This window comes from Ruegeria sp. CDSA020 (genome assembly GCF_059612345.1).
This window is the reverse complement of the sequence record NZ_JBXWQK010000003.1, coordinates 86906-99910: the sequence shown is the minus strand read 5'-3', so window position 1 is coordinate 99910 and position 13005 is coordinate 86906. Positions and strand designations below refer to the sequence as shown.

The following is a 13005-nucleotide window of genomic DNA, read 5'->3' as shown; positions in this document are numbered from 1 at the left end:
TTCACGCTGCCGGTTCAGCGATCATACGCACTGATCGTAACCAGAAGCGCGCCATCAACAGTACGGCGGCACAGGCAAGACCCAGCACAAGGCCCAACCAGACACCGACGCCCTCCATGCCGCGGATGAACCCAAAATAGTAGGACGCCGGAATTCCGACGACCCAATAGCTTAGCCCCGCCATGACCATTGGCACCTTGGCATCCTGCAATCCGCGCAAAAGGCCCAACGCGATCACCTGTGCACCGTCCACCAGCTGGAACAACGCAGCCATGGCCAGCAATCCGGTACCTATGGCCAGAATCTCGGGGCGTTTCGGATCCTGCGGTTCCACAAATACGGAAATCAGAGGCTCGGCGCAGGTCAGGAACAGGATGATTGTCAGGATAGACACCACAAGGGACATCCCTGTCACGGCGACGGCTCCTTTTTCCAGATGCGCGCGGTCCTTGCGGCCAAGCGCATTGCCCGCCCGGATCGTGGCGGCGTTGGACAGGCCCAGATGCACCATGAATGTCGCCGAGGCGAGGTTCAGAGCGATCCCATGCGCCGCCAGCGGCACCTGACCGATCCAGCCCATCATAAAGGCCGACATCGCGAACAGAGACACTTCGGCCAGCAGGGTCAGCCCGATGGGTATGCCTAGCTTCAGAACGCTCAGCAGCATCTCCCAGTCGGGCCGCCAAAACCTTTGGAACAGGCTATGCTCGGGCAGAACTTTTACAGCATAGATGATAACCGCAATTAACGACACGGTCTGCGTCACGACCGAAGCGATAGCGGCGCCCATCACGCCCAGTTCAGGCGCACCCCAGTTGCCAAAGATCAAAGCATAGTTGGTCAGACCGTTCACCACCGCAGCTGCAACAGTGATCCACAAAACAACCTGGGTTCGCTCCAACGCCGCAAGGTAGGACTTCAAGACCATTACCACCAGAGCGGGGAACAGACCCCAGCCTGCAACCCGCAGGTATTCCGATGCAGTTTCCGCCACCTGTGGATCCTGATCTGTGGCGATCAAGATCGGGTATGACCACCACAGCAATGGCATTACCACTGCTGCATATAGCAACGACAACCAGAGCCCCATGCGGGTCGAACGGCGAATGCTGGTTTCATCGTCTTCGGCAGCGGCTGTTGCCACCATCGGCATAACGGCCAGACCGAACCCGCCCCCGAACAGGAACAGGACAAAGTAAAAGCTGCTGGCCAACGTGACCGCCGCCAGAGCTTCGACCCCGTACCAGCCAAGCATGATCGTGTCCGTCAGACCGATTGCGAACTGCGCCAGATGCCCGCCAACCAATGGCAGGCCCAGGACGGCAATGGCACGGAAATGGCCTTGATATGTCATCACCTTATTCATTCCACCAGCCATAGGCCCGAGGAAAGGCCGGGACAAGACCGGAACAGAGAAATTTCAGAGTGAGACATGGATCCGGGACAGGTACCCTGCCCCGAACCTTAGGCCTAGCAGCGGGCGTCAGGATGCAGCGCGTTGCCCAGAATATGCTCGGATCGGTGGATCACATGATGCGCCTGACCCACGATCAAAGGATCGGGCTCGCCAACAATGCCGTGATCCTTGTCCGGGTAATCAAGTGTCGACAGAAAGTGGCGCATACAGTTCAGACGAGCGCGTTTTTTGTCATTCGATTTCACGATAGTCCAGGGCGCATCAGCGGTGTCTGTATAAAAGAACATCGCCTCTTTAGCCTCGGTATAGTCATCCCATTTGCCAAGGCTTGCCTTGTCGATCGGAGATAGTTTCCATTGCTTCAACGGATCGGTCTCACGGCTTTGAAACCGCCGCTGTTGTTCGGGTTGCGTGACCGAAAACCAGTATTTGTAAAGCTGAATTCCCGACCTCACCAACATCCGTTCAAGCTCTGGCGTCTGGCGCATAAACTCTAGGTACTCGTTCGGAGAACAGAACCCCATCACCCTCTCGACCCCGGCGCGGTTGTACCAAGAGCGGTCGTAGAACACCATTTCACCAACGGTGGGAAGCTCGTGCACATAGCGCTGATAGTACCATTGGCCCTTTTCTTCCCAGGTGGGTTTGTTAAGGGCGACCACGCGCGCCTGACGGGGGTTTAGGTGTTCCATAAACCGTTTGATTGTACCGCCTTTACCAGCCGCATCGCGCCCTTCGAACAGCAATACGAACCGTTGACCGGTTTCCTGCGCCCACAGCTGAACCTTAAGCAACTCAGCCTGCAGTTTGGCCTTCTCGGCCTCATAGACCCGCCGGGGCATCTTGCGATGATAGGGATATCTTCCGCTTTCGAATGCCTTGCGGATCTTTTCCGGGCTTGGCTCGGAAACAGCACCTGCAACAGGTGTTTCGTCATTCACGCGTGGTAGATTTTGCTCGGGTTGCGCAGCTGCATCCATTCATATTCTCCTTTTTTCACTGTTCGAAAAAACGGCTAGCAGAACCGAAGCTTTCGCGCTTTGATTGGGGTCAAACCAAATTCACTTATACGGCGAAAAGGCCAAGAAACATGGAAACCCGATTTCAGATCCTGAATGGCCAGAGGTTTCATATTCGCCGTTGGGGGTCATCCGACCTGCCACCCTTGCTGTTGCTACACGGCTTTCCGGAATATGGTGGGGCATGGGTCGATCTGGCGCCACATCTGGCATCTCATTTCCATTGCATTGCCCCTGATCAACGCGGTTACGGCCAAAGCTGGGCACCAGAGGGTGTCGGCCAATATGCCACGTCCGAGCTGGTCTCGGATATGATCGCACTTGTCGAAGGTCTGGATACGCCAATCAGTGTTCTGGGCCATGATTGGGGCGCCGCGGTCGCCTATGGCCTGGCCATGTTCCGCCCAGATCTCGTCGGTCGTCTGATTATCGCAAACGGCGTTCACCCGGTGCCCTTCCAACGGGCTATGGCATCGGGCGGCGCACAATCCGCGGCCTCTCAATATATTAACGCGCTACGGGCCCCTGATGCCGCAACACACTTTGCCGCGAACAATTTTACCCGCTTAGAAAGTTTCTTTCGCCACGGGATGGGCTTGGACTGGCTGTCCGATGACCGGATGGAGGACTATCGCACTGAATGGGCCCGTCCCGGTCGTCTGAATGCCATGCTGAACTGGTATCGGGCATCTCCGCTGGTTGTGGCGAAACCGGGCGAGCCCTGCACAGACCTGCCCCGGCTTCCGGTCGAGCGGCTGATGGTTCTTTGCCCACATCTTTTGCTATGGGGCTCCGATGACAAAGCGCTGCTGCCCGAGACGACAGACGGTCTGGAAGATTTCGCGCCCGACCTCACACGAGTCGATATTCCGGGCACAGATCACTGGTTGCACCACCAGAAGCCCGAAGCATTGGCACAGGCAATCATCGAGTGGACAGACGGCTGAGGCCTATTTATGCTCCCAATCGGCAGGATCAGCCGAGTTATTGGGGGACAGCCCCAGAATGTCACCATCGGTGGAACATCCCAGCCCCAGAACGGTGCGGTTAGCATAGGCGAAATAGGCGCAGACCTGATTGATCTCGAGGATTTCTCCATCATCCCACCCCGCCTTGCGTAGGGCGGCGATGTCACCTTCCACCAATTCTGCAGGGGCCTGCGTCAGCTTGCGCGCATACAGCATGGCCGCAACCTGAGCAGCCTCCAATGGTGCGCTTTCAGGTGTCCCAGCTTCGATCGCGGCACGGATTGCATTACCGCGCACTTCGTCGCCTAACAGCCTTTGCAACCCGTTGAAATGATGCTCGACACAGTACCCGCAGTGGTTCAGAGAACTGACCCAGACACCCAGAGTTTCGAGAAACCACTTGGGAATCTGATTGGCCGAATGGTGCAGCACATTCTTGTACAACGCCATATGTCCTTCCATCGAATGCGGCCGCAAGGAATGCGCCATCATGATGTTGTCGACATTGTTGTCGGGGCCGGTGATGCGGTCGTAGAGTTTCTTCAACCGACCAGTGGCCGTATCGTAGGGGATGGTTTTTATCCAGCTCATTTTAAGATTCCTGCTGTCGCTGTGATTTGTTATCCGCAGCCTAAGAGGCCTTAGAACAGGTCGCGAAACGAAATCGTCGAACTTCTGCTCTGAGCCCTTAGCTAGTTGGGAGCATCGCACCGAATGGCTGGATTTTGGCCCCAAAAAGCAACGGCCTTTTACCTATTGCCCTCTTGGTACCCGATCACCTGCTTTGTAGAAGGAGGGTAACTCAATGCCTTTCGGAATACAGAATTCAACAAGAGATGATGAATTTTCACCGACCCAAATGATAGCGTCACTACCTTGGCGTATATAGCCCGTTTGTTCGCAATAGGCTTGCGCTGCGGCTATCACGGCGCGAACATCGCTTTCCGCATCGAAGTCGCCGCTCATGAAGTCAGCGATGTCCAGAACAGAAGATACTGAAACAACATAGGTATTTCTGTCTAATGTAGTGGCGACTGGAGCGAAATGATAAATAACTCTAGAACCGTCTTGCTCGAAGTGAAAAACAGATCCCTTCACTATCTGAACATCGTGTTGCAACGTGACCTGTTCCGTTGGTCGGTCGGCAAATGGGAAGAATGCTTCAACGACTTCGTTTTCAGATGATGGTGAGGCACAACCGAGCAACAGGAGCAAAAGCGAGATTGAGATTGCTTCGCGCAATGCAGAGTCCTCCTTTAGGTTGCCAGTTGCCCAAAGCTATTCAAAACCTGACATGACCTCAATGTCCGTTTCGTCCGCATCGCTTCCATTAGTGATAGCTGGTGCCGCAACCATATTGATTATCCTCTAATCGGCCAACCAGCCCCAAACCATCCACAACACCTCGCGTCCCTCTTCCCCCGGACCACATCACCTGCCATAATGGGGGGAAACTCAAAAACAAGAGCAGCCCATATGCCCGACGATCTGTTGACGCCCGAAGCGACCAATACCTATGACGCCTCATCCATTGAGGTGCTCGAAGGTCTTGAACCTGTTCGCAAACGCCCCGGCATGTATATCGGCGGCACGGATGAGCGTGCGCTGCACCATATGGTCGCTGAAATCCTCGACAACTCGATGGACGAAGCGGTGGCAGGCCATGCCAACCGGATCGAGGTCGAACTGCACGCAGATTACGCCCTGACCGTGCGCGACAATGGGCGCGGCATTCCGATCGATCCGCACCCGAAATTCCCCGACAAATCCGCGCTTGAGGTCATCCTGTGCACATTGCACGCGGGCGGCAAGTTCTCGGGTAAGGCGTATCAGACCTCGGGTGGTCTGCATGGGGTTGGTGCATCTGTGGTCAATGCTTTGTCGGATTCCATGGTTGTTCAGGTGGCCCGGGACAAACAGCTGTTCGAACAACGCTTCTCGCGTGGAGTACCTCAGGGCCCCGTCGAAAAGGTCGGCGCAGCGCCCAACCGGCGCGGCACCACTGTGACCTTCCATGCCGATCCCGACATCTTTGGCCACCACAAATTCAAACCCGCGCGGCTGTTCAAATCCATCCGCTCCAAGGCCTATCTGTTCTCGGGCGTCGAAATCCGCTGGAAAACCGCCATCGACGACGGCGAAACCCCCACCGAGGCGACGTTCCACTTTCCCGGCGGGTTGTCGGATTACCTGAAGGAAACGATGAACGGCTCGTCGACCTATGCCGACCAGCCCTTTGCCGGCACCGTGGATTTCCGCGAAAAATTCAATGCCGCTGGCAAGGTCGAATGGGCGATCAACTGGACGCCCTCGCGCGACGGGTTCATCCAATCCTATTGTAACACCGTCCCCACCCCCGAAGGCGGCACCCATGTGGCCGGGTTCTGGGCCGCTGTCCTCAAGGGCATCAAAGCTTACGGCGAGCTGATCAACAACAAAAAGGCCGCGCAGATCACCCGCGACGACCTGGTTACTGGCGGCTGCGCCCTGGTGTCCTGCTTTATCAGCGAGCCTGAATTCGTCGGCCAGACCAAAGACCGCCTCGCCACGGTCGAAGCACAGCGACTGGTCGAAAACTCGGTCCGTGACCATTTCGACAACTGGCTGGCCGCGGATAACAAATCCGCCGGAGCGATCCTCGACTTCCTCATTCTAAGGTCCGAGGAACGTCTACGCCGACGGGCCGAGAAGGAAACACAACGCAAATCCGCCACTAAGAAACTTCGTCTCCCCGGCAAGCTGGTGGACTGTTCCAGTTCAACCCGCGACGGCACCGAATTATTCATCGTCGAGGGCGACTCGGCGGGCGGCTCGGCCAAGATGGGCCGTAACCGCAAAACACAGGCGCTGCTGCCCCTTCGCGGCAAAATCCTGAACGTGTTGGGCGCGGCCAGTTCCAAGCTGGGCACCAATGCCGAGATCAACGATCTGACCCAGGCGCTGGGTGTCGGGCTTGGCACCCGTTTCAACGTCGATGACCTGCGCTATGATAAGATCATCATCATGACCGACGCGGATGTCGACGGCGCGCATATCGCGGCGCTGCTGATGACGTTCTTCTTTACCCAGATGCGGCCGATGATCGACGCGGGGCACCTGTATCTGGCCTGCCCGCCGCTGTACCGCCTGACCCAAGGGGCCAAACGCGTCTATTGCCTGGACGAGGCCGAGCGCGACGAGTGGATGGAGAAAGGTCTGGGCGGCAAAGGCAAGATCGACGTGTCCCGCTTCAAGGGTCTGGGTGAAATGGACGCCAAGGACCTGAAAGAAACCACGATGGACCCGGCATCCCGCAAATTGATCCGGGTCACGATAGACGAGGACGAACCCGGCGAGACCGGCGATCTGGTCGAGCGTCTGATGGGCAAAAAACCCGAACTGCGGTTCCAATACATTCAGGAGAACGCGCGGTTTGTGGAGGAGTTGGACGTTTGAGGCTATTCTAGACTTTTTGCTATTAAACCAACCCATGCATCGTTGTATGTATGGGCTTTGAATGTTGGATTGTAATAGCAATAATCTAGGTTAGTTTTCTCCGGCTTGTTTGAATTTCCATCAGGCCGAACTCCATGAGTCTTCCACATCTGAGTGTGCTGGTGCTGGTTAAAGTTCTTCCCAGACAATTCTCGAACCTTTTGGATAACCTGATCTGGTTTGTAAGGGTGCGAGATCGCTGAAGGTTTATGTTTAACAAGAACATTAGCAATCTCTTTGCCTTCCTACGTATTTGGTGAAACAAACTGGAACGCTGCATTCGATTTGGAGCTTTCAACGGTCGTGTAGACCACGGAAAACTGAAATTCTAAGTCATCTTTTTGCTGTTCGGACAAACCACCGAAAATCTCTGCGTTGATGGACTTAATTTTTGCAGGGCGTTCTGACTGCGCAAGCTGGCTGACCTGACCAATGGACAATCCAGAAAACTGTAAGGCAAAGGAAATCTCACTCGATAAAGATAACCGTTCCCCAAACCAATTTGAAATTTGCCGCTCGTAGTTCAAACAGTTGGCCTGAAAAATGCCTATCCAACTTTCATCGTAAGGGCCCAATACTGTATGCTCAGTAGCGTCTCGAATCTTGATTAGAGCACCAAGGTTCTTCTTCACGCCGTCAGTAAACGGACATCCCTTGTTTTTAATGAAATCATTCAAAGAAACTGCTTTTCCATCTTTCCGACTAAGTGGCAAGCTGTTTCGCGCCGAGTATTCAAGTACCAAGTATGTCCAAGCGACATTGGCCAACATCGAGAAATTCTCGGCCCTGAATTGAAATGATGGGTTGTTAAAAACACTAACCGCGAGCTTCATAGCTTCTCTGGACTTTATTAGCCGTTCATCGACGAATGGATTTAGTCCGGTTTTCAGATCGAATGACCTTTTAAATCTTTGATACTCGTCGAATTCATCCTTTGAGCATGGAACAATACTCGGATCGTCTTTTACACCAGAGATCCTTCCGAAGTTGATTGTGGCGGGCCGTTCTAGGTTAATAAGCGCCTGGATGTCTTGGTTAGTCCAACCTTCTATGACTAAGAACTTTATAATCTTTTTTTTTTACTATTAAGACCGCCCGTGGTTCCTTGCAGAAACATGCATTTCCCTCGTCTAATTTCTGTATGAAAATCATCATCCAATCTAAAACTGATTACAAAGTATTATCTTCGTAGGTTAGCGCAAGTAGTTGCTTCGATCGTAACTTGAGCACGGGTTTTGGAGCTTAACTCACACCCCATCCAACCACTCCGCAATCTGCCCCGCAGGCCCCTCCCACCCCTGTTCCATGAACAAAAAATGCGCGTGGTTTTCGACGGGCAAAAACGTCGCGCGATCTCCGTAGAGCTTCGCCAGCGCGCGGCAGGTGTTGGGGTTCACGGCCCGATCCTCGGTGCCCGAGACGATCAGAACCGGGCAGTCGACCTTGTCGATCTCCACCTTCATCGCGTGGTGATCGTCGAACATCCAAAAGAACATCTCGAACATCACCCTGCCGCTTTCCGGGCCAAGCTGGTCGAACACCTCACGCTGCTGCGCCTCGGGCATTTTGTTGAGTGCAAAGGGCGCCATCAGATCGAAATCGACCCGCATGGGCTGTTTCCAGAACGCCCCGCCCTCCATCAACGCGCGCGGCACGGCGCGTTCGTCGTCGGTTTCGGGCAGCGTGCCCCATGGCGCGTTCGGATTGATCAGAACGATGGCGCTGGCCAAGCCGCGCGCTGCCACCTGCTGCGCCACAACGCCTGCGATGGCGTGACCCAGCAACACCGGTTTGCTGTCCAGCCCCTGCACGAACGCCGCGATGTCGTCGGCATAATCCGCCACGCTGGTGTCCGTCAGCCCCGGATCAGGCTCGGCCTTCGGGTCCCCGCCATGATAGCGCAGCGCCGGTATGTGCACCGTCCACCCCCGGGCCCGGAAGAACCCCGCGTAATCGGCCATACACCACGGTCCGGCAAAGGCTCCGTGGATCAGAACAATCTCTTTGGTCATGGAAACGCCCCCTCACCTGCCTTCACTATGAGAGATGAGGGAGCGGATCGGCAAGAGGCTTACAGCGCCGCTTTGAACAGCGCCGTCAGGTTGTCCTCGGACAGTTCAATCGGGTTACCGCCGCAAGAGGGGTCGATGATCGCCCCCTTGACCAGTTCGGGGATTGCCGCATCGGTCACTTTCATATCCGAGAGTTTGCGGGGGATACCCAGCGAGTCATTAAACTCCTGCACAAAGGCGCGGAACCCGTCAAAGCCTCCATCGATGCCCAGATAGGCCGCGGCCTGCTGGAACCGGTCGGCGATGGCGGGGGCGTTGAACTCTAGCACCGCGGGCATACAGACCGCGTTGGTCGTCCCGTGATGGGTGTTGAACACCGCGCCAATCGGGTGGCTCATCGCGTGGATCGCGCCGAGGCCTTTCTGAAACGCCGTAGCACCCATCGCTGCCGCGCTCATCATTTGCGCCCGCGCTTCGATATCGGTGCCATCGGTATAGGCGCGCGGCAGGTAGTCCTTGACCAGCCGCATCCCCTCGAGCGCGATGCCGTGTGACATCGGGTGGTAATGCGGGCTGGAGAACGCCTCGACACAATGCGCAAATGCGTCCAGACCAGTGCCAGCGGTGATGAATTTCGGCATTCCCACGGTCAGTTCCGGGTCACAGATCACCACGGTTGGCAGTACCTTAGGGTGAAAGATAATCTTTTTCGCGTGGGTTTCCGAATTGGTGATGACGCTGGCGCGCCCCACCTCTGACCCGGTGCCAGCGGTGGTCGGAACCGCAATGATCGGAGCAATGACATCGGCATCGGCGCGGGTCCACCAGTCGCCAATATCTTCGAAATCCCAGACCGGGCGCGTCTGACCGGCCATGAAGGCCACCATCTTACCCAGATCCAGCCCCGAGCCACCGCCAAATGCGATCACCCCGTCATGATCGCCTGCCCGATACGCCGCAACGCCAGCCTCAAGGTTCTTCTCATTAGGGTTCGGGTCCACTTCGCTAAACAGGCCACGCCCCAGACCCGCAGCCTCAAGAATATCCAGCGTCGCCGAGGTGATCGGCAGATCAGCTAGCCCCTTGTCCGTGACCAGCAGAGGGCGTTTCATTCCGGCGGCAGCGCAGGCTTCGGGCAGTTCCTTGATGCGGCCAGCGCCGAATTTGATCGCGGTCGGATAAGACCAGTTTCCAGACAGGCTCATGGTGTCACCTTCTTCAGATGGTAGGATTTGGGGCGGGTAAGGTTGTGATAGCCGATGACAGAAAGACCTCCGCCACGCCCGGTATTCTTGCAACCGGTCCAGCACAGGCCCGGATCCAGATAATCGGCGCGGTTCATGAAGACGGTGCCAGTTTCAATCTGGTCCCCGACCTGCGCGGCCCGGTCCACGTCGCGGGTCCAGAGGCTGGCGGTCAGGCCAAACTCGCTGTCATTCATCAGCGCGATGGCTTCGTCATCCGACGACACTTTCATGATACCAACTACGGGGCCGAAACTCTCATCCCGCATCACCCGCATGTCGTGTGTGACATTGGTCAGGATTTGCGGGGTCAGATATGCCCCCCCATCATCCTCGGGGAAAGTGTCGATATGGGTAACTGCGCCATCCGCGACTGCCTCGGCAATCTGCGCGCGGACCTCATCGGCAAAGCGTACACTGGCCATCGGTCCAATCGTCGTCTCTGCATCCAGCGGATTGCCCAGCTTATAGCCCTGAACAATCTCAACCGCTTTGGCAACGAACGCATCATACAGGCTTTCGTGCACATAAATCCGCTCAATCCCGCAGCAGCACTGGCCCGCGTTGAACATCGCACCGTCGATCAGCGTATCAACAGCTGCGTCCAGATCGGCGTCGTCCATGACATAGCCTGGATCCTTGCCGCCCAACTCGGTACCGACCCCGGTGAATGTGCCCGCCGCCGCACGTTCCATCGCCTGACCACCACCGACCGAGCCAGTGAAGTTCACGAAATCAAACGCATTTCCAGCGATCAAATCGTTAGTCACATCATGACTCAGGAACACATTCTGGAACACATCCTCAGGAACACCTGCCGAATGGAAAGCCTGCGCCATCCGCTCACCCACCAACAAGGTCTGGGTCGCGTGTTTCAGCACCACGGTATTGCCCGCAATCAACGCCGGGGCCACCGTATTGATCGCAGTCATGTACGGGTAGTTCCAGGGCGCCACGACAAAGACCACCCCGTGCGGAATGCGTTTGATATAGCGCCTGAAGATCTCATCCTCGCCCACCGCAATATCGGCCAGTGCACCCTGCGCGATCTCGGCCATATGGCCGGCGCGCTCGTTGAACCCGCCGAACTCTCCGCCGTAGCGCACTGGCCGCCCCATCATATGGGCCAATTCGAGCACGATTTCGTCATTCATCGCACCAACAGCGGCGACACCCGCCATCACAAGATCAATTCGCTCTTGTATTGGGCGTGCTGCCCAGGCTGTATGCGCTTCCCTGGCCCGCGCAGCCACCTCAAACGCTGCTTCGCGCGATAAGGTTTCGCGCTCAGCATAAACCGATCCATCGATCGGCGAGATGCATTTCAACATCTGCCCCATCTCCATTCCATCCTCTAAAAAGCAGAATCTCCTGCTTTATCTGGCCAACACAAACCTCGGGGGCCGTCATTGATGCGCCATTGGTTCAAGCACCAATAGCGGCAGGCAGGGCCCCCAACTTCGTCCACCCTCAGGCCCGTTCGAACCCGCGGGCAATTTCCCAATCAGTAACCACGCTTTCGAATTCCTCGATTTCTACCTCGGCGGCGCGCGCATAGTGATCAACAACTTCGTCCCCCATAGCGGCCCGCAACATGGTTGAGCCAAGCAGGGCATCCCGCGCAGCGGGCAGGTTGCCGGGGATCATGCCGGACTCGCTCTGATACGCATCGCCTTTGGTTGGTGGTTCAAGCTCCAACCCCTCCTCGATGCCTGCGATACCCGCCGCCAACATACCAGCAATCGCCAGATACGGGTTCATATCCGAGCCCGGAATACGGCATTCCACGCGAACCGATTTGGTTCCATCACCACACAGTCGGAAACCGGCGGTGCGGTTGTCGACCGACCAGATGATCCGCGTCGGCGCAAAACTTCCTTTTTGGAAACGCTTGTAGCTGTTGATGTAGGGGGCCATGAAACACGTATAATCGGCAGCGTATTTCAACAACCCGGCCATATAGCTTTTCATTACTGCCGACATGCCGAGCGGATCTTTTTCGTCGAAAAAGATTGGCCTTCCCTCAGACCACAGCGACTGATGCACATGGGATGAACTACCAACCTTGTCATGATGCCATTTCGGCAGGAACGTGGCCGCATGCCCGTGCTGCCAGGCGATTTCCTTCACCGCATTCTTGGCGATCGAGTGATACTCGGCCGTTTCCATGGCGGCGGCGTATTTGATGTTCAATTCTTCCTGACCGGTCTCGGCCTCGCCCTTCGTATTCTCGACCGGGATGCCCGCGTTCCACAAATGATTGCGGATGGGACGCATCACATGCTCTTCCTTGGTGGTCTGCAGGATATGATAATCCTCATTATAGCCCGAGATCGGCGCCAGATCGCGAAACCCTTCCTTGCGGATCTGGTCAAAGCTCTTCTCAAACAAAAAGAACTCCAACTCAGTGGCGCACATCGCGTCGTAACCCATGGCTTTCAGGCGTTTGACCTGTTTCTTCAGGATCGACCGGGGCGCGTGCGGGACCTCTTCATGCGTGTGGTGATCCAGAACATCGCACATCACCATCACCGTGCCCTCAAGCCACGGCACCGGGCGCAAAGTGCTGAGATCAGGTTTCATGACGTAATCGCCATAGCCCCGCTCCCAGCTGGTCGAGGCATATCCGTCAGGCGTGCCCATTTCCAGATCTGTCGCCAACAGATAATTGCAGCAATGGGTCTCTTGCCAAGCGCCTGCCACAAAGTGACCGGCGTGAAACCGTTTGCCCATCAGCCGCCCCTGCATGTCCACCATGCAAACAAGAACGGTGTCTACTTCACCTGCTTCAACCTTGGTTTTGAGGTCCGCCAACACAACATCATGGCCCATCATGTTCATCCTTCATCACAATCGGGCCCACCGCGCCCC

General features: G+C 56.2%; 11 protein-coding genes. 2 read left to right on the top strand and 9 right to left on the bottom strand.

Translation table 11 applies throughout. From position 1 onward, the window contains the following. Position 1 precedes the first annotated feature (1 nt). Entirely contained in the window at positions 2–1366 is a 1365-nt protein-coding gene (locus AC2FJW_RS05900) for an MATE family efflux transporter (protein WP_496705857.1), read from the bottom strand. A gap of 104 nt (positions 1367–1470) precedes the next feature. Beyond that, entirely contained in the window at positions 1471–2397 is a 927-nt protein-coding gene (gene ppk2 / locus AC2FJW_RS05895) for a polyphosphate kinase 2 (protein ID WP_142632960.1), read from the bottom strand. 110 nt (positions 2398–2507) lie between these two features. Here ppk2 and AC2FJW_RS05890 point away from each other — a divergent pair, with 110 nt between their 5' ends. Further along, entirely contained in the window at positions 2508–3383 is an 876-nt protein-coding gene (locus tag AC2FJW_RS05890; protein WP_496749482.1) for an alpha/beta fold hydrolase, read from the top strand. 3 nt (positions 3384–3386) lie between these two features. Here AC2FJW_RS05890 and AC2FJW_RS05885 read toward each other — a convergent pair whose 3' ends face one another. Both AC2FJW_RS05885 and AC2FJW_RS05880 read right to left on the bottom strand, forming a co-directional pair. Further along, on the bottom strand, positions 3387–3995 hold the full coding sequence (locus AC2FJW_RS05885) for a carboxymuconolactone decarboxylase family protein (RefSeq protein ID WP_496749481.1): 609 nt from the start codon (positions 3993–3995) through the stop codon (positions 3387–3389). A gap of 162 nt (positions 3996–4157) precedes the next feature. Then, complete coding sequence (locus tag AC2FJW_RS05880; RefSeq protein ID WP_271947912.1) at positions 4158–4646, bottom strand: hypothetical protein; 489 nt, start codon at positions 4644–4646, stop codon at positions 4158–4160. 234 nt (positions 4647–4880) lie between these two features. Between AC2FJW_RS05880 and parE the strand changes: the two genes are divergently transcribed. Beyond that, positions 4881–6839: a DNA topoisomerase IV subunit B gene (gene parE, locus AC2FJW_RS05875; protein WP_496749480.1), complete on the top strand. Its 1959-nt coding sequence runs from the start codon at positions 4881–4883 to the stop codon at positions 6837–6839. A 284-nt stretch (positions 6840–7123) separates the two neighbouring features. Here the strand turns inward: parE and AC2FJW_RS05870 are convergent, their stop codons facing one another. The 5 genes from AC2FJW_RS05870 to AC2FJW_RS05850 all read right to left on the bottom strand — a co-directional run bounded on the left by AC2FJW_RS05870 (position 7124) and on the right by AC2FJW_RS05850 (position 12966). Further along, entirely contained in the window at positions 7124–7729 is a 606-nt protein-coding gene (locus AC2FJW_RS05870; RefSeq protein ID WP_496749692.1) for a DUF3644 domain-containing protein, read from the bottom strand. A gap of 396 nt (positions 7730–8125) precedes the next feature. Then, on the bottom strand, positions 8126–8890 hold the full coding sequence (locus AC2FJW_RS05865) for an alpha/beta hydrolase (RefSeq protein ID WP_496749479.1): 765 nt from the start codon (positions 8888–8890) through the stop codon (positions 8126–8128). A 59-nt stretch (positions 8891–8949) separates the two neighbouring features. Next, positions 8950–10095 (bottom strand): iron-containing alcohol dehydrogenase, encoded by a 1146-nt coding sequence (locus AC2FJW_RS05860; protein WP_496749478.1) that lies wholly within the window; start codon positions 10093–10095, stop codon positions 8950–8952. After that, entirely contained in the window at positions 10092–11474 is a 1383-nt protein-coding gene (locus AC2FJW_RS05855; RefSeq protein WP_496749477.1) for an aldehyde dehydrogenase family protein, read from the bottom strand. Before AC2FJW_RS05855 ends, AC2FJW_RS05860 begins: the two co-directional genes overlap by 4 nt. A gap of 130 nt (positions 11475–11604) precedes the next feature. Next, positions 11605–12966, bottom strand: coding sequence for a glutamine synthetase family protein (locus AC2FJW_RS05850; RefSeq protein ID WP_271947924.1), 1362 nt, complete (start codon positions 12964–12966; stop codon positions 11605–11607). Between the last annotated feature and the right edge of the window lie 39 nt (positions 12967–13005).

Excerpts from the sequence above, each read along its gene's own strand:
- parE (WP_496749480.1), top strand. The coding sequence starts at position 4,881 with ATGCCCGACGATCTGTTGACGCCCGAAGCGACCAATACCTATGACGCC.
- AC2FJW_RS05885 (WP_496749481.1), bottom strand. The coding sequence starts at position 3,995 with ATGAGCTGGATAAAAACCATCCCCTACGATACGGCCACTGGTCGGTTG.
- ppk2 (WP_142632960.1), bottom strand. The coding sequence starts at position 2,397 with ATGGATGCAGCTGCGCAACCCGAGCAAAATCTACCACGCGTGAATGAC.
- AC2FJW_RS05855 (WP_496749477.1), bottom strand. The coding sequence starts at position 11,474 with ATGGGGCAGATGTTGAAATGCATCTCGCCGATCGATGGATCGGTTTAT.
- AC2FJW_RS05890 (WP_496749482.1), top strand. The coding sequence starts at position 2,508 with ATGGAAACCCGATTTCAGATCCTGAATGGCCAGAGGTTTCATATTCGC.
- AC2FJW_RS05850 (WP_271947924.1), bottom strand. The coding sequence starts at position 12,966 with ATGGGCCATGATGTTGTGTTGGCGGACCTCAAAACCAAGGTTGAAGCA.
- AC2FJW_RS05900 (WP_496705857.1), bottom strand. The coding sequence starts at position 1,366 with ATGAATAAGGTGATGACATATCAAGGCCATTTCCGTGCCATTGCCGTC.
- AC2FJW_RS05860 (WP_496749478.1), bottom strand. The coding sequence starts at position 10,095 with ATGAGCCTGTCTGGAAACTGGTCTTATCCGACCGCGATCAAATTCGGC.
- AC2FJW_RS05865 (WP_496749479.1), bottom strand. The coding sequence starts at position 8,890 with ATGACCAAAGAGATTGTTCTGATCCACGGAGCCTTTGCCGGACCGTGG.